This window comes from Rhizobium sp. BK619, from assembly GCF_014195245.1.
In the GTDB taxonomy this organism is placed as follows: domain Bacteria; phylum Pseudomonadota; class Alphaproteobacteria; order Rhizobiales; family Rhizobiaceae; genus Rhizobium; species Rhizobium acidisoli.
Genome location: NZ_JACIBH010000004.1, coordinates 439,728 through 456,611, shown reverse-complemented (window position 1 = coordinate 456,611; position 16,884 = coordinate 439,728). Strand labels below are relative to the sequence as shown.

General features: G+C 61.9%; 15 protein-coding genes and 1 pseudogene. 10 read left to right on the top strand and 6 right to left on the bottom strand.

Annotated features, from left to right (window positions below; all coding sequences use genetic code 11):
* The 5 genes and pseudogenes from FHX14_RS10300 to FHX14_RS10280 all read left to right on the top strand — a co-directional run.
* A pseudogene (locus FHX14_RS10300) lies at window positions 1–177 on the top strand (sugar ABC transporter ATP-binding protein); the annotation flags it as partial.
* Between the two features lie 15 nt (window positions 178–192).
* Entirely contained in the window at window positions 193–1,731 is a 1,539-nt protein-coding gene (locus FHX14_RS10295; RefSeq protein WP_184377016.1) for a GMC family oxidoreductase, read from the top strand.
* Window positions 1,732–1,740: 9 nt separating this feature from the next.
* Complete coding sequence (locus FHX14_RS10290) at window positions 1,741–3,396, top strand: GMC family oxidoreductase N-terminal domain-containing protein (RefSeq protein ID WP_054185730.1); 1,656 nt, start codon at window positions 1,741–1,743, stop codon at window positions 3,394–3,396.
* Window positions 3,397–3,407: 11 nt separating this feature from the next.
* A complete protein-coding gene (locus FHX14_RS10285) occupies window positions 3,408–4,577 on the top strand; it encodes a Gfo/Idh/MocA family oxidoreductase (protein WP_184377015.1) in 1,170 nt (389 codons plus the stop codon).
* Between the two features lie 5 nt (window positions 4,578–4,582).
* Window positions 4,583–6,667: an FAD-binding protein gene (locus FHX14_RS10280; RefSeq protein WP_054185732.1), complete on the top strand. Its 2,085-nt coding sequence runs from the start codon at window positions 4,583–4,585 to the stop codon at window positions 6,665–6,667.
* A gap of 13 nt (window positions 6,668–6,680) precedes the next feature.
* On the opposite strand, the gene xth is transcribed toward FHX14_RS10280, so the two are convergent.
* Window positions 6,681–7,472 carry an exodeoxyribonuclease III gene (gene xth / locus FHX14_RS10275; RefSeq protein WP_184377014.1) on the bottom strand — a complete coding sequence of 264 codons (792 nt, stop codon included), beginning with the start codon at window positions 7,470–7,472 and terminating at the stop codon, window positions 6,681–6,683.
* Between the two features lie 9 nt (window positions 7,473–7,481).
* Entirely contained in the window at window positions 7,482–7,976 is a 495-nt protein-coding gene (locus tag FHX14_RS10270; protein WP_184377013.1) for a hypothetical protein, read from the bottom strand.
* Between the two features lie 308 nt (window positions 7,977–8,284).
* On the opposite strand from FHX14_RS10270, the gene FHX14_RS10265 reads away from it, so the two are divergent.
* Window positions 8,285–8,788, top strand: a complete 504-nt coding sequence (locus FHX14_RS10265) for a hypothetical protein (protein WP_184377012.1) — start codon at window positions 8,285–8,287, stop codon at window positions 8,786–8,788.
* Between the two features lie 31 nt (window positions 8,789–8,819).
* Here FHX14_RS10265 and FHX14_RS10260 read toward each other — a convergent pair whose 3' ends face one another.
* The 3 genes from FHX14_RS10260 to FHX14_RS10250 all read right to left on the bottom strand — a co-directional run bounded on the left by FHX14_RS10260 (window position 8,820) and on the right by FHX14_RS10250 (window position 11,071).
* Window positions 8,820–9,440 carry a response regulator transcription factor gene (locus tag FHX14_RS10260; protein WP_003587137.1) on the bottom strand — a complete coding sequence of 207 codons (621 nt, stop codon included), beginning with the start codon at window positions 9,438–9,440 and terminating at the stop codon, window positions 8,820–8,822.
* A 2-nt stretch (window positions 9,441–9,442) separates the two neighbouring features.
* Window positions 9,443–10,831, bottom strand: coding sequence for a sensor histidine kinase (locus tag FHX14_RS10255; protein WP_003587135.1), 1,389 nt, complete (start codon window positions 10,829–10,831; stop codon window positions 9,443–9,445).
* A gap of 63 nt (window positions 10,832–10,894) precedes the next feature.
* A complete protein-coding gene (locus FHX14_RS10250; RefSeq protein WP_003587132.1) occupies window positions 10,895–11,071 on the bottom strand; it encodes a hypothetical protein in 177 nt (58 codons plus the stop codon).
* 162 nt (window positions 11,072–11,233) lie between these two features.
* Between FHX14_RS10250 and FHX14_RS10245 the strand changes: the two genes are divergently transcribed.
* From FHX14_RS10245 to FHX14_RS10235, 3 genes are all read left to right on the top strand, one after another.
* Complete coding sequence (locus tag FHX14_RS10245; RefSeq protein ID WP_184377011.1) at window positions 11,234–12,076, top strand: methyltransferase domain-containing protein; 843 nt, start codon at window positions 11,234–11,236, stop codon at window positions 12,074–12,076.
* A 118-nt stretch (window positions 12,077–12,194) separates the two neighbouring features.
* A complete protein-coding gene (locus FHX14_RS10240) occupies window positions 12,195–13,145 on the top strand; it encodes a FecR domain-containing protein (RefSeq protein ID WP_184377010.1) in 951 nt (316 codons plus the stop codon).
* Window positions 13,142–15,916, top strand: coding sequence for an EAL domain-containing protein (locus FHX14_RS10235; RefSeq protein ID WP_184377009.1), 2,775 nt, complete (start codon window positions 13,142–13,144; stop codon window positions 15,914–15,916). The genes FHX14_RS10240 and FHX14_RS10235 overlap by 4 nt, the downstream gene beginning before the upstream one ends.
* On the opposite strand, the gene FHX14_RS10230 is transcribed toward FHX14_RS10235, so the two are convergent.
* Window positions 15,905–16,201 carry a hypothetical protein gene (locus FHX14_RS10230; protein ID WP_054185739.1) on the bottom strand — a complete coding sequence of 99 codons (297 nt, stop codon included), beginning with the start codon at window positions 16,199–16,201 and terminating at the stop codon, window positions 15,905–15,907. The two genes, FHX14_RS10235 and FHX14_RS10230, sit on opposite strands and share 12 nt — an antisense overlap.
* A gap of 200 nt (window positions 16,202–16,401) precedes the next feature.
* On the opposite strand from FHX14_RS10230, the gene FHX14_RS10225 reads away from it, so the two are divergent.
* Complete coding sequence (locus FHX14_RS10225; RefSeq protein ID WP_184377008.1) at window positions 16,402–16,800, top strand: DUF1236 domain-containing protein; 399 nt, start codon at window positions 16,402–16,404, stop codon at window positions 16,798–16,800.
* Window positions 16,801–16,884 lie beyond the last annotated feature (84 nt).

Sequence of the window (16,884 nt, the reverse complement as noted above, 5' to 3'; positions counted from 1 at the left end):
GAAGTGGTCGAACCGGCCGGCTCCGACACCTTCGCCGTCACCAAGCTCGGCGGCAAATCCGTCGTCGCCCGCCTGCGCGCCGATGCCGGCATCGCCCCTGGACAGAACACACGCCTCGCCTTCAATCTCGACAAGGCCGTGTTCTTCGATCCTGAGAGCCAAGTGCGGATCGTGTGACGGCCAGGTGCTGATATGAGCAGTTCACCAGACATCGTCATCATCGGTTCAGGCGTCGGCGGCTCCACCGTCGCGGCCGGCCTGGCTGCATCAGGCGCGGAGATATTGATCCTCGAAGCCGGCGATCACATTGCCGATCTTCCCGTCAATCGCGATCAGCGCGCGATCTTCCAGCGGGGCCATTTCCGACCGAAGGAAACCTGGTACGAGGCGAACGGCAAGGGTTTCAATCCCGGCAACTATTACAATGTCGGCGGCAATTCGAAGTTTTACGGCGCCGTCTTGTCGCGCTACCGCAAAGAGGATTTCGGTGTCATCCAGCACCGGGAGGGTGTGTCGCCGGCTTGGCCCTTTGCCTATGAGGAGCTCGAGCCGTGGTACTCGAAGGCGGAGCGGATGTATCAGGTTCGCGGCAGCCTGGGCGAAGATCCGACGGAACCGCACCACTCGGCTGGCTATGCGTATCCGCCGGTGCCTGACGAGGCGCCGATCGCCGACATCAGGGCCCGCCTCAAGCAGAAGGGTCTGCATCCCTTTTCCCTGCCGCTCGGCATGGATCTCGATGCTTGGCTCTCCAAGGCGCGGACGCCATGGGATGCACATCCGAACGCACGGGACGGCAAGATGGACGCCGAGACCGCAGCCCTTGCGGTGGCGCTGAAGCACGAAAACGTCAAGCTCGAAACCAACGCGCGCGTCACGCGGCTCGACACCGGAGCCGGGAGCCGGATTGACCGGGTCACCTATGTCAGGAACGGTGAGACGCTCACGGTTTCGCCTGAGATGGTCATCCTGTCAGCCGGCGCCGTCCAGTCGTCGGTGCTGTTGCTGCGCTCGAACAACGACCGTTTCCCAAAGGGGCTGGCGAATTCCTCCGACCAGGTGGGCCGCAACTTCATGAACCACAATGCCTCCGCCGTCATCGGCGTCTCGTCGGGATTCCGGAATACGGCCGTCTATCAGAAGACCTTTGCCTTCAACGACTTCTATCTCTCCGACGGCGAGGGTGGGCCGCCGCTCGGCAACGTGCAGCTTCTTGGCCGCATCTCCGAAAAAGTTCTGAAGGGCTCCCTGCCGCAGGTGCCGGAATGGCTGCTGCGTTTCATCACCAACCATGCCATCGACCTCTATGCGATGAGCGAGGACGTTCCCAATCCGGAAAGCCGCGTCATCGTCGATGGAGATCGGATCATTCTCCAATGGCAGCGAACCAATTGGGATGCGCATCTGGCGCTTGTCGCCAGGTTGAAGGCGATCCTGAAGTCGATCGGATTTCCGCTCGTGCTGTCGCGGCCCTTCGATAAGCGCACGCCCTCCCATCAGTGTGGAACGGTCCGCATCGGAAACGACCCTGCGACGGCGCCGCTCGACCCCTATTGCCGCTCATACGACCACGAGAACCTCTTCGTCGTCGACGCCGGTTTCCTGCCGACCTCGGCCGCGGTCAATCCTGCGCTCACCGTTGCCAGCCAGGCGCTCAGAGTTGCCGACCACATCGCGTCGAAGGACTTGCAGGCAAAATCAGATCCATTGGCGCATGCCGGGCACAAATAGGACGGTAAAATGGGCTTCGATTATATCATCACAGGCGCCGGTCCCGCGGGCTGCGTTCTTGCAAGCCGGCTGAGCGAAGATCCCGATATCCGCGTCCTCCTGCTCGAAGCAGGCGGCGGCGACTGGAATCCTCTTTTTCACATGCCGGCGGGCTTCGCCAAGATGACCAAGGGCGTGGCCAGCTGGGGATGGCAAACCGTTCCCCAGAAGCACATGAAAGACCGGGTGCTTCGCTATACCCAGGCGAAGGTCATCGGCGGCGGCTCGTCGATCAACGCCCAGCTCTACACGCGTGGAAATGCGGCCGATTATGACCTCTGGGCCAGTGAAGACGGCTGCGAGGGCTGGGACTATCGCTCGATCCTGCCCTATTTCAAACGCGCCGAGGACAATCAGCGCTTCGCCGACGACTACCACGCCTATGGTGGCCCGCTGGGTGTCTCGATGCCGGCAGCACCCCTGCCGATCTGCGACGCCTATATCCGTGCAGGCCAGGAGCTCGGCATTCCCTATAATCACGATTTCAACGGCCGCCAGCAGGCGGGCGTTGGATTTTATCAGCTCACCCAGCGCGATCGCCGCCGGTCATCGGCTTCGCTGGCTTACCTCTCGCCGATCAAGGATCGGAAGAACCTGACGGTTAGGACGGGCGCCCGCGTCGCGCGGATCATCGTCGAGGGAACGCGAGCGACAGGCGTCGAGATCGCCACCGCGCGCGGCTCGGAAATCGTCCACGCCGAGCGCGAAGTGCTGATCTCGTCGGGCGCGATCGGATCGCCGAAGCTGCTTTTGCAGTCCGGCATAGGACCGGCCGATCACCTCAGGTCCGCGGGCGTCAAGGTGCTCCACGATCTGCCCGGCGTCGGCGGCAATCTGCAGGATCACCTTGACCTTTTCGTCATCGCCGAATGCACCGGTGATCACACCTATGACGGCGTTGCAAAGCTTCACCGCACACTCTGGGCCGGGGTTCAATATGTCCTGTTCCGCACCGGTCCTGTGGCGTCGTCGCTCTTCGAGACCGGCGGCTTCTGGTATGCCGATCCCGAGGCCCGGTCTCCCGATATCCAGTTTCACCTCGGCTTGGGGTCGGGCATCGAAGCCGGCGTCGAGCGGCTCAAAAATGCGGGCGTGACGCTGAATTCTGCCTATCTGCATCCGCGCTCCCGCGGGACGGTGCGTCTGTCATCCGCCGACCCGGCTGCCGCGCCCCTGATCGATCCGAACTACTGGTCCGATCCGCACGACAGGCAGATGTCGCTGGAGGGGCTGAAGATCGCCCGCGAGATTATGCAGCAGGCGGCGCTGAAGCCTTTTGTCATGGCCGAAAGGCTTCCCGGGCCGAAGGTCATGACCGACGAGCAGCTGTTCGACTATGGCTGCGCCAATGCAAAGACCGACCATCATCCCGTGGGCACCTGCAAGATGGGAACAGGACCCGACGCGGTCGTCGGGCTGGATCTCAAAGTCCACGGCCTCGAAGGCATCCGCGTCTGCGATTCTTCGGTCATGCCGCGCGTGCCGTCCTGCAACACCAACGCGCCGACGATCATGGTCGGCGAAAAGGGATCGGATCTTATCAGGGGCTTGCCTGCGCTGCCGTCGGCTATCTTCGCCTATGAACGCAACGATGTCAGGCCTCGGGCCCGCGCCGAAATCCGCTAGGGAGTAGTGAAATGTCTGAAGTGAGAGTTGCAGTGCTTGGCGCCTCGGGCTGGATGGGAAAGGTCCACACGATGGCCTATCAGACCTTTCCGCATTTCTTCGGCGTGTCGGACGGAACGGCGCGGATCGTGGCGCTGGTCGACGGCAATCCTGACGCTGCCGCGGATATAGCCAACAGGGCGCCGGGGGCCAGGATCTATCAGGATTGGAAGCTGGCGGTCGCCGATCCCGAGGTCGATCTGATCGATATCTGCCTGCCCGATCACCTGCATTATCCGGTGGCCAAGGCGGCTCTGCTGGCCGGCAAACATGTCTACTGCGAGAAGCCATTGGCCAACACCGCCGATGAGGCGCGGGAACTTGCCGACATCGCCAGAGAGAAGGGTGTGATCACCCGTGTCGGACACGCCTTTCCCCGCAATCCCGTCCATGACCTGGCGAAAGACATCATAGAATCCGGCGAAATCGGCGAGATCAAGCTGTTCCGCGGCTGCCAGCACGTCGACATGTATGGTGATCCCATGGCCCCCTTCATGTGGCGCGCCGATGGCAAGCTGGCGCCGACCGGAATCGTCGGCGATACCGGTTCGCATATCTTCAGCTTCATGGATTTCCTGGTTGGCCGCGTCAGTTCCCTGATCGCCGATAATCTCATCGTCACGCCGCGCCGGCCCGTCGTCGAGGGCCTTGATTATGGCGAGCAGGTGAAACTGACAGGCAGCGAATCCTGGGTCGATATCACCAACCCCGACGCCACGAACCTGCTCTGCCGGTTCGCCAACGGCGCCGGCGGGATCGTCGATTTCAGCCGTGTCGCGACCGGCCGCAAGTTCATGCAGACCTACGAGGTCTACGGAACCAAAGGCAGCATCGCCTATACCTATGACGAGATAAACCGGCTGCGCTTCTACTCCAACGACGACCGGACGGGGCGGCGCGGCTTCCGAGAGATCGATGTCGGCCCGGAAAATCCCACCTTCCGCGCTTTCCTTCCCCTGCCGAATTTCGGCATAGGCTACAATGAAAGTAAGATCATCGAGGTGGCCGAGGTGATCCGCTCGATCGTCGCAAACACACCGATGTGGCCGACCTTCGATACCGGCCATCACATCTGCCAGATCGTCGACGCATGCATGGAGTCTTCCCGCCAGAAGCGCTGGGTCGACATCCCGTTGGGCTGACGTCGATGAGCACCGCTGTTCCGCAGGAAATTCTCGACGCGCTGACCGATGTCGACATGCCCAAGCTCCCGCCGGAAGCTCGCCCCTCGGGCACGACCCGGCTCGCTGGCATCGAGGTGCCGGTCTATCGGGCCGGCTGCGTCGTCGTCGGATCGGGTGCCGCAGGTCTGCGTGCGGCCGTGGAAATGAAGCGGCGCAGCGACGACGTCGTCATCATGAGCCAAAGCGCATGGGGCGGAACCTCGGCTTGCTCGGGATCCGACAAGCAGACCCTGCACACGGCCAATACGGCCGACCAGGGTGACAATTACCGGGCGATGGCCCGCGCCATCCGCAGCGGTGGGGCAATGGACGAGGACACGGCCTATGCCGAAGCCGTCGGCTCGTCGCGGATGATGGCGTCGCTGCAGTTCCTAGGCCTGCCGCTGCCGCAAGATCCGCTCGGGGGCACGCTGAGATATCAGACCGACCACGACGAGGTCGGTCGCGCCACCAGTTGCGGCCCGCGCACCTCGCGCCTGATGGTCAAGGTGCTGGCCGAGGAGGCGATCCGGCTTGCTGTGCCCTTCTACAACCAGACGACCGCGGTCAAAATCCTCACGGAAGGTGAGGGAGCGGGCTGCCGTGTCGTCGGCATCCTCGCCATGCGCGCCGGCGACCGCAGTGAAGAGAATCCGCTGGGCATTGCCTTGTTCGTCAGTGACGTGATCGTGCTCGCAGCCGGCGGGCCGGGCGAGCTTTACCGCGACAGCGTCTATCCCAACGGCTGCTTCGGCTCGCTCGGGCTGGCGCTCGAGGCCGGCGTCGAGCTCGTCAATCTGACCGAAAGCCAGTTCGGCATCGGAACGCGCAGGGAAGGCTTCCCGTGGAATCTGTCGGGCACTTACGTCCAGGCAATCCCGCACATCTACTCGGTCGATGCCGAAGGCATCGAACATCACTTCCTGGCGCAATATTACCGCAGCACGCAGGAATTGGCGTCGAACGTCTTCCGCAAGGGCTATCAATGGCCGTTTCATGCGACCCGCATGCTCGATTTCGGATCGAGCCTAGTGGATCTCGCTATCTCTCGCGAAACCGTCGCGGGGCGGCGCGTCTTCATGGACTTCAATCGCAATCCGCTGCCGGTGCCGGGTGACCAGCCGTTCAGTTTGGAAAGGCTGGACGAAGACGTCCGCCTCTATCTCGGCAAGGCCGGCGCCGGCCAGGACATGCCGATCGATCGGTTGAAGCACATGAACCCGCTCGCGATCGAACTTTACCGCCGTTACAAGATCGACATTGCCGCCGAGCCGCTGGAATTCGCCGTCAATAACCAGCACATGAACGGCGGCGTGATGGTCGACACATGGGGTCGCAGCAATCTTGCCGGCTGCTACGCGGTCGGCGAAGCGGCGGGCACACATGGCGTGACGCGGCCCGGTGGCGCGGCGCTTAATGCCGGGCAAGTCTTCGGCACCCGGGCGGCCGAGCATATCAGCGCCAGCGGAAGAGCGAAGCGGGCCGCCGCGGGCGAGATCTCAGCGATCGCAGAAGCAGGCATCACAAAGCTGCTGGCCGTCCTTCGCGCCGAAAGCCCGCTCACCGTCAAGTCGATCCGCTCCGAGGTGCAGGCGCGGATGAGCGAGAAGGCCGGCATCATCTGCGATCAGGAAAGCGTCGGCCAAGCCTTGATGGAAGCGCGCAAGCTGAATGCCGACATTCGCGCGGAGGGTATCGCCTACGGCCGCGCCGCCGAGGCGGTCCGGGGCGTGCAGTGGCGGCATATGGCGCTCGCCTCGGAAGCGGTGCTCACTGCGCTCGACTTCTTCATCCGCAATGGCGGCGGCAGCCGCGGAGCGCGGGCGATATGTGATGCCGAGGGCGAATCCCTTCCGCATGCGAACGCAGGCCCGTTGGAGGAATATCGCTTCCGCAGGGAAAGCGAGGCGCATAGGCGCGAGCAGATCGTCGTTCGGCTTAAGGGCGATGAGATCAGGCTTTCCACGCGGGCGAACCGCACTTTGGATGAAGATGCCAAATCCTTCTTCGAGCGAGACTGGCCGGCCTGGCTGACAGGCCGCATCTATGATCTCGGCGCGGATGAATGAGCGCCATCTCGGCTCAAACGGCTGCAGTGCTGGGAACGTCGAGTTCGATCATGACGGGCGCATGATCGCTGGTATGTTCCCAGCCTCGCGGCTTTCTCCGGACGGTCGCCGATCGAAGCCATGGCGCGACGGCCGGGCTGAGCAGGAAGTGGTCGATCCGTAGCCCCGCGTCGCGTTCGAAGCTGTTGCGCCAGTATTTCCAGAAGGTGTAGATGCGCTCGTCCGGATGCAGATGCCTGACGGCGTCGGTCCAGCCCTGGCCGACGAGATGGGCATAGGCCTTGCGAACTTCCGGCCTGAAAAGCGCGTCGTCGCGCCAACGTTCGGGCTTGTAGACGTCGATCTCCGTCGGCATGACGTTGAAGTCGCCGGCCAGGATCGACGGCACTTCGAGTTCCAGCAGTTCGGCGGCGTAGTCGTACAGGCGACGGAACCAGCGGAGCTTGTAATCGAACTTGGCGCCTGGGAAGGGATTGCCGTTCGGCAGATAGAGGCATCCGATCACGATGCCGTCGATAACGGCTTCGATATAGCGGCTGTGGCTGTCATCGGGATCGCCGGGAAGACCCCGCCGAGTCAGGATCGGTGTCTTGCCCTTCGCCAATATGGCGACCCCGTTCCAGGATCTCTGCCCGTGCCAGACGGCGCCGTAGCCGGATCGTTCGATTTCTTCTAGCGGAAACCCGGCGTCGTCTGTCTTCAGTTCCTGGAGGCAGACCACATCAGGGGCATCCTCCTTGAGCCAGCGCAACAGGATGGCCAGCCGTCCATTGATCCCGTTGACGTTATAGGTTGCGATTTTCACGCTGATCGCTCAACGCGTCGCTCCGAAGACGAAGGCAATGCCGGCGACGATTGCGACCGCCGTCAACGGCTGCTGGCGTATCCGGTCTTCGACGTCCTGGACAAAGCTTCGCGCTTCCGCCTTCGCCAGGCGGGTCGTCCCCGAAGCCACCTCCGAAGCGGTTTCCGCCACGCCGCCGGCTTCTCTCTGAAGCGCGCGCCTTTCGCGATCGAAATCGGAGCCTTCGGAGAAGCCGCCGGTTTCGCCGGTGGATCGCAGCGCTTGGTCGACGAGCGGATAGGCCTCGTCGAGCCTGGTGGGATCGGGCTCCCGCTTCACCCGCTCGGCCGCCTCGATATCGCTGCGGCCGGCAGGGATCGAGGTATGGGTGGCCGACACTGGGTCGGAGGCCGGGAAGGTGCCCTCGATGCCTCTGTCGAGCTCACCCTTTCGAGCCCTTCTTTGCTGCTCTGCCTGCTCTTTTCGCAGGGACTGGACCGCGGGGGATTCGTTCGGGTTTGCCATCACTATTTCCTCTGTTGCTCTTCGACAATCAAATCGGTGACGAGGAAAGAAGTTCCAGAAAAATGCATTCGCCTGATGCGGCCATGTATTGACGAGGAGGCAAATATCGCCGATGGCGCGCTGCGCAATCCAGTGCCCGGGATAATCGTTCGGACTTTTCCTCGCTGATGGCCTTGGCAATCCGGCGGGCGGGACCAAAGTCCGGCCCGATCTAGTACCTAGGTCCGGTTGCATTTATCCGCCGGAACGGCGAAAATTGGCGCGCGTCTATATTGCGTAAGACGGCGAAGAGCGGACGAGGCTATGGCATGACATTCTCGAAACGTGATTTTCTGAGATTGGGCGGCAGCGCGGCCATTGCTCTCGTCGCAGCCGCATCGCCGGCCACATTCAACCTCGACGGCTTCCTTCCTGATCTTAAGGTAGCAAGCGCCCAGGCAAAGGACGGCAATAACGGGAATGGCAATGGAAACGGCAACGGCGGAGGAAATGGCAACGGCGGCGGCAACGGCAACGGCGGCGGCAACGGCAACGGCGGAGGCAATGGTAACGGCAATAGTGGCAGCAACGGCAACAGCGGTTCGGGCAATAGTGCCGGATCCTCTGCCTCTTCCTCCGCGAGCGCCTCGCAGGAATCGGGGGCAACAGCGACCGAAGCGTCCGATGGCTCGATCGACGTCCGCCATGCGAACGGCATTACCGAAACCCTGCGGCGTGGCCGCTACGTGATGAAGGACGGAAAGGGCAGGACGATCATAAGCCGGCAAGCGACGGCAAACGATGCCCGCCGGCTAGGCCGCTACCTCCGCTAAAAAGCCTAAAGCGGGGATGTGGTCAACTGATCTAGTGTTGGCGCCATTGCAGAGCCGCTTCAGTCCTGTTCGAAACGCCGAGCTTGCTCAAAATCTGCGTCATATGATGCTTCACCGTCTTTTCCTGCAGGCTGAGACGCAAGCCGATATGCTTGTTTGACAAGCCTTGAGCGACGAGATCCATCACCTCGCGTTCCCGTGGCGTCAGACCGTTCTTCTCGGTGGCGCCGCCATTCAGCGAATTCTCCATGACCTTTGTCGACATTGTCGGGGAGATATAGCGTGATCCGCTCAGCACAGTCTGGATGGCTTCGGCGAGACCGCGCGAGCCGACACCTTTGAGAACATAGCCCATTGCGCCCCGTTGCAGGGCTGCCATCAGCGTGTCCACCTCCTCGGATACCGTCAACATCAGCACTTTCGTTGCCGGGCTCCGCGTCAGCACGTCGCTGATCGCCGACAGCCCGCCACCGGGCATCGAGACATCGAGGAGCATGATGTCGGGATGGTTGTTCGCAGCGATCATCGCAGCGTCATCGCTGCTGGCGCCTTCCCCAACGACGGCAAAGTCGCTGATCTCGGAGAGGCTCCGGGTTACGCCCTCGCGAAAAAGCGGATGGTCGTCCACGACGCCGATCGTGATGGATGTCATGTCTAATCTCCCACTTCCATAGGCTCGAAGGTCATGGTCACCGTCGTCCCTCCTTCGCCCGTCTTCACGTCGAAGGATCCTCCCAGACTGTCGATCCGTTCGCGCAGCCCGACCAGGCCGAGGCTTGTCGGCCTCACCTCCATCGGGTCGAAGCCATCGCCGCGGTCGCTGACCTCGACATGAACATGACCGTTGTGCGAGACGGCGCTTACGGTCTGCTGAATACCGCCGCCATGGCGATAGGCATTGTTCAAGGCTTCCTGAACGAAGCGATAGATACAGATCTTTACGGCAGGCGCGGGTTCGGGTCCATCGTCGTCGATAATTGTTTCGACACGGGTTTCGGTCTTGTGCTGATGCGCTTCGACCACACGGGCGACGATCTCGGTGATCGAGGACTTCTCGATCTGCGGGAGCACCAGCCCGCTGCAGATACTGCGGATCTCGGTCATCGCCTCGGCAAGGCTCGAACGTATCCACGCGAGCTCCTTTTCGCGCGCTTCGGGCGGGGTCGACGCATTGATCAACATATCGCTGTCCAGCCGCAGTGAGGCATAGGCAATGTGCTGGGCCGGACCGTCGTGCAGATCGGCGCCGATGCTCCGCAGATATGTTTCGTTCAGCGCCGCCACGCGCTGGGAGGCGCGCTGCAGCCGCCGCTGCAGCCCGCGGTTTTCCGCCAGCAGCGCAGACAGGTCGTTGACCCGTTCCTTGAGATCTTTCCGTTGCGCCTCGATCGTGCGGCTGACCCGAAACACCAGGACCGCGAGAATAAGGAAAAAGATTGCTGTCAGAGCGGCGACCGCGGCCCAGCTTCGGAGCCTGGCATTGGTCAGACTGTCGCCTAGTCCTTGCGCGGTCTCGTAGAATTCAATGACGGCGACGGCCTGTCCGGACCATGGCTGGAGCACAGGGTTGTAGATTTCCATCAGTGGCTTGCCGAGCGCACGCTCTTTTTCGCTTTCCGGATCGTCGGCGATTTCGTAGCGCGCAACGAGAGACCCTGCGAAGGCCTTTCGAAGCTTGTCGTTGACCGCAAACGTCTTTCCCACAAGTTCCTTTTCGTTCGAGTAGAGAATGGTGCCGTCGCTTCGCCACAGCTTGAACGAAACAAGTCGCCTGCCGAGCGCGCCCTGACCAAGCGTTTCGTCCAGAGCCTGGGCGCTGCCTTCGTCGAGGAATGATGCCGTTTGCATGTCGGGAAGTAGCGGCGCGACAACGCTGTCGACATAGAGTGCCGTCGCAGCACCGGAATTGTAGATGACTGCCTCCTCGATGAGATGGGTAACGAGAAGGCCCACCAGGAACATGGCGGCAATCGAGATCAAACCACCCGCGATGAAGAACTGCGAGGCGAGTGAGCGGGCATTCCAGCGGCGAAGCCAATTCATTGTGATACCGGTAAGAGCCTTGCCGACTAACCTATCGCTTCCTCGAAATTTTTCCAGACGGCGTCAGGGGACATCCCTGGTATCGAAGATTTCGGCGCCTCTTATGCTTTTCGTCAATTGGAGCGTATCGCCGGACATGGCTGCACCGAAAACGTAGAGAAGAGCCGCCAGGACGACGACAAGGGCGACGACGCACACGTTGCAGGCGTCATTGACACGGGATCTGTTAGTCTGAGCCATATCGGGATCTCCTTCACCCCTTCCAAACGACGCGGTCCTGTCCGCGTTCCACCCCCGGGACTTCGGTCTGACAGGCCTCGGACCTAGGTCCGGGCCCCGTAGACGTCACCAGATTCAGTCATATTTCAGCACTGACTGGTTCGGGGTTCTGGAGATTTGCGAGTGACAATTTCTGCTGACATCGAAAACGGCGCTCCCGCCACCTCTGCCCCACCATTCGATGAAGGTATGGCCGAGCTTTACCAGACCCTCCTGGTGCCGATCCTCTTCGAGCCTTATGCGGCAGAGATGGCGATCGCCGCCGACCAGTCGAAACCTGGCAGCGTTCTCGAACTCGCTGCGGGGACGGGCGCCTTGACGCGCGCCCTGCGCGCGACGCTTGATCCGCCAACGGAAATCGTTGCCACCGACCTCAGCCAGGCGATGATCGACATCGGCGCGCCGACGGTGACGATGTCGCGGACCCACTGGATGCACGCCGATGCGCAAAATCTTCCCTTCGCGCCGGAGATGTTCGATCTCGTCATCTGCCAGTTCGGCGCAATGTTCTTTCCCGACAAGGTGAAGGCCTATAGCGAGGCTGAAAGAGTGTTGCGCAGCAAAGGCCGGTTTCTGCTTTCGACGTGGGATTCACTCTCGGCCAACGACTTCGCGAGCTGTGTCGACGAATGCCTGGCAGGTCTCTTCCCATCCGACCCTCCGGATTTTCTCCGGCGCTTGCCATACTCCTACTTCGACCCCGGCGCCATCAAGGCGCAGATGTCTTCGGCAGGATTTGAGGCAGTGACCTGCGATCGGCTCGAATTGACCTCCGTCGCGGCCAGCGCGCACGACGTCGCAGCCGCCTTCTGCCAGGGCACGCTTCTGCGGGGTGAGATCGAATGGCGGGCGCCGGAACGCATGTCCGAAATCGTCGACCAGGTGGCCGAGCGCGTGGAAGCGCGGCACGGAACTCGTCCTAGCGGCGGCATGAGCGCCTTGGTCGTCGCCGGCCGCGTTTCGTAATTCCCTCGGCCGAGTGCCGGCGCATTAATCATACAATTCCTACAATCATCCTCCCATTTTATAATCATTCTTAATTGGAACATGCTTCACTCGTCCGAAGGCCGAGGGAATAGCATTCATGTCGACAATTTTTCGAATTCTGATCGCAGCATTGATCTTGCTGCCGACAGACGTCTTTGCTGCTGCCGACGACTGGCGGGTGGTCAAGGCGACAGATCAGGTGAAGTATACCGTCGACAGGACGAACTGGCAGGACCTGCGCGCCGGCGAGGTGGTTCCCAACCGGGCATGGGTCTCCACAGGTCCGCGTGGGCGGGTTCAGCTTGCCAGGGGTGTCGAGAGCATCACCTTCCAGCCAAACACGCTTGCCGCCATCTGCACCAACGAATCCGCTGCGATGAAGACGCAGATCTACCAGCAGGTCGGTTCGCTGGACCTTGAAATCGAAAAGCGGAGCCAGCCGCATACGACCGTACAGACGCCCTACCTCGCGGCCGTTGTGAAAGGAACGATCTTTCATGTGACGGCCGATAGGACGAAGGCGTCCGTCGCCGTGGATCGCGGCCTGGTCCAGGTCACCTCCTTTGCCAGCGGCCAGCGGTCGAATGTGGCGCCGGGTCAGAGCGCGACTGTCGACAAGAAGGCCGGCATGACAGTGGCGGGCCGGTTATCCAAGCCCGAGATCACCTCGGTTGCGCCGTCGGTCGCCCAGATTCCGGCCGTCGGCACCACGAAACTCTCCGGTGCCACCGCCGAGGCCAAGAGCAGCTCTTCGGCAGCGAGCAAGACCAGCGGTTCCAACGCGAGCGACGATGACAGCAGTAGTAACGGCAAAAGCAACGGAAATTCCAGCAGCAACGGCAACAGCGGAAACGGCAATAGCGGCGGCAATGGCAATTCCGGCGGAAACGGCAACAACGGCAATGGCAACGGTCATTCCGATGACAGCGGTAACAGTGGGAATGGCAGCGGCAATTCCGGCAATGGCAACAGCGGCAAGGGCGATAATAACGGCGGTGGCAACGGCAACGGCAACGGCGGCGGAAACGGCAAAGGCAAGAACAAGTGAGAGATAGGGCCAAGGCGGCTGGGGATCACCTCTCCAACGGCATCAGCACGAACACGGTTCGGCTTTTGCTGATCGCCGTCATGCTGGCGCTGCCCATGGCCGGATCCAGTGTCGGCCTCCTGCAGGGGATCAACAACAGTCTTTTCGCCAAGCGCTTCGGATGGGCGCCTCGCACCGCCACCGGCAACATCGTCTTCGTTGCAATCGACAAGCACTCCCTCGATGCCGTAGGCACATGGCCCTGGCCGCGGCACATCTACGCGACGCTGCTCGATAAGCTGGTCGCCTCCGGCGCCAAGGACGTCTTCCTCGACGTCGATTTCAGCGCCTTCTCCAGCACCGAGGAGGACGAGCGTCTGGCGGCGGCGCTCGCGAGATCCGGAGGAGGGGTCCTTCTGCCGGTGTTCCGGCAGCAGGAGATGGCGTCATCGTCTGAAACCGCGGTGACAAGGCCGATCCCGCAGCTCCTGCAGAATGCCTGGCCTGCATTCGCCAACGTCGCGATGGATGCAGACGGGATCGTCCGCCGTTTCGATCTGGGAAGCCAGCTCGATGGAAACCCCACCCAATCCGCCGCAGCAGCCATTGGTAGGATCGACGGCAGTGCCGGTTCCCTGCTGATCGACTACTCGATAAGACCCGACACCGTTCCGACATTCTCCTTGTCCGACGTGCTGAACGGGACCGTGCCGGCTGACGCAATCAGAGACCGCTCGGTAGTGGTCGGGGCATCGGCAGCCGAGCTGAAAGACATTTTCGCCGTTCCCGTCTACGGCGCCATCGCCGGCCCGCTCATTCACGTGCTCGCGGCCGAGACGCTGCTCCAGAACCGTTTCCTCAGGATGGTCGATGAGGTTCCGCTGGAACTCTTGTTTGCGGCCCTGCTGATCGTCGGCGTCATCCGCAGCCGTTCAACCGGCCTTGTCACGATGATGGCGGTCGCACTGACCATCGTTGCCGTCGGCGAGATCGGCGCATTCCTGCTGCAGTGGCGGTACGCGATCCTTGTCGGAACGGCGGTGCCGTGGTTGACGCTGCTGCTTGCGTGGATGCTTGCCCTGAACGAGCGCGTCGACCTCGGCCGGATGCTTGTCGCCATCGCCAATACCGAGGCTCGAAACACCCGGCGCCTGATGAGAAGGATCATCGCCGACAGTTCGGACGGTGTCGTCGCATTCGATAGCGATCTCAGGATCGTCGAGGCGAGCGAATCCGCAAAGGCGGTCCTGCGAGCCGAGATCGGCGCCTCAATTCTCGCCAGCACCGACGCCGCCATCATCGACATCGTGCGAAGGCTGGTTTCAGAGCACGACGCCGAACCGGCCAAGGTGCACACGGCCCTTGTCGACTTCGCCGGCAATAAGGGTTCGCAGGCGACGCATTACGAGGCATCCGTCACGATTTCGCCCATTGAACAGCCGAATGCGCATCCGGCCGCGGCGCGGTCGCGATTTGCCGGTTGCCTCATCATCCGGGACATCACCGCGCGATACGACTATGAAGAACGGTTGAAGACTCTGTCCGAGCTGGACGAACTCACCGGACTGCTCAATCGCCGGGAATTTGCATATCGGCTGGCAACCCTCGAGGGCGATATCCTCGTCTCCGTGCTGGATATCGAACGTTTCTCCTCGCTTTGCGCCACGCTTGGGCGCGACGTCGGCGACGAACTCCTGAAAGCCGTCGCGTCAAGACTCGGTGATGCATTCGCCGGGCATTTGCTGGCAAGACTGGACCGTGACCATTTTGGCATCGCCACTTCGATGACGGACGCACGTCCGATTGAGGATTTTGCCAATGGTCTTTTGGCGCTGTTCGAGGAGCCTCTGCAGCTCCGCGGTTCGGCCGTGCCGATCTCGGTCCACGTCGGAATAGCCAGCTCGGAAGATGCCGCCCCCGGCGCGCTCCTGAACGCCGCCGAATCCGCGCTCGATGCTGCGAAGGCCCTGGCAGGCCGGCGATGGTCTTCTTTCGATCCTTCCGCTGCCGTTCGCCAGGCCCGGTCACGCCGGCTGGAACGGGACATGCGCGATGCTTTCCGGGACCGGCAGTTCTTCCTGCTGTTCCAGCCGCAGATCGAATTTGCGAGTGGGCGCCTTTTAGGTGCCGAAGCCCTGATCCGATGGAACCATCCCGAGTTCGGTTTGATATCGCCGGCCGAATTCATCCCGATCGCCGAATCCTCCGGCTTGATCTGCGAGATCGGCCGCTGGACGCTGTTCGAGGCCTGCACGGAGGCGGCCGCCTGGCCCGGTGAACTCGGCGTCGCCGTCAACGTCTCGGCACTTCAGTTCGAGCAGTCCGACATCGAGGCCGATGTGAAGGAGGCCTTGTCAAACAGCGGGCTTCCTTCTTCCCGCCTGTGCCTCGAGCTGACGGAGTCGGCTTTCCTCGGCCAAGGCGGAGCTGTGATCGCAAAGATGCGCGTGCTTCGCGAAGCAGGAGTCGTCATTGCCTTGGACGACTTCGGCACCGGCTACTCGTCGATGAGCTACCTTGCCGATCTTCCACTCGACAAGCTTAAGATCGACCAGTCCTTCGTCCGGCGAATGAACGGAAGTCCGACTGTATTGGAGATCGTCCGCGCCATCATTTCGTTGGCGCACGGCTTGAACCTGCAGGTGGTCGGCGAAGGTGTTGAAACCGAGCTGGAGGCCGAAGCGTTGCAACGGCTCGGATGCGAGACGGGGCAGGGCTATCTCTTCGGGAGGCCGGACGAGGCTCTACGCATGCTTTCCAAATGGAATGTCCAGACACGTCTATCGGCCTGACGGCTCGCCGGGTTTGCGCTGTGGGGTCGTAAGTCCGAGGGAAGGTTCGTGGATCGCCCGGATGACATGTTTTTCGATCTCGAAACAGGTCTCGTCATATTCTTGCACCAGCTTCGGATCGAACCGTCGTTTGCGAACGGAATCGCGCGCTTCGATTGCCATCTGGTAGGCCTCGAAGAGCTGGAGCTGCCAAGGATCGCGCGCTTCCATGATCAGCTTCCGCATCTCCGGCAGACGCATCGCCAGGCGCCTGCGGCCCGCCTCCCTGCGGTTGGATCGTGCCATCTCCTTCAGTCTCCTGCCTATGCCGCGTACGACCGGTTCCTTTCCATCCGAAAATAGCGCCGGCAACGGACATTGAAATGCGTTTAGGACCAAAGGCCGGGATCGATCGGACTGAGGTCCGGGGCGTGGAACGACCACGCCGCTAACTGGTTGGTTTGGCAGCGGTCACCAAGGCCGCTTCAAAACAGAAGGAGGAAAATATGCTCTCCAAGCTTATCGTCTGTGCGGCAACTGCCGCGACCCTCATGTCGGGCGTCGCATTCGCCCAGTCCTCGACCGTCAACGGTGCAGCCGGCGGCGCGGTCACCGGAGCGATTGTCGGTGGCCCCGTTGGCGCTGCTGTCGGCGGTGTTGCCGGCGCCATCGTCGGCACCGCGATCGATCCGCCGCCGCAGAAGGTCGTCACCTATGTCCGCGAGGCTCCGGCACCTTCGGCGCGCGTGGTCGTCAAGGAGAAGGTTGTCGTCGGACAGCCACTGCCGGAAACGGTCGTCGTGACGCCCATTCCGGATGATCCGACATATGCCTATGCGGTGGTCAACGATGAACGTGTCATCGTCGAACCGTCTTCTCGCAAGGTTATCCAGGTCATCAGGTGACTTGACCCTCTCCGCGGCCCCTCTGCCGCGGCTTACTCCGGAAATCATCGTTTAGAACAGCCGCACGGCGCGCAGCAGCGACGT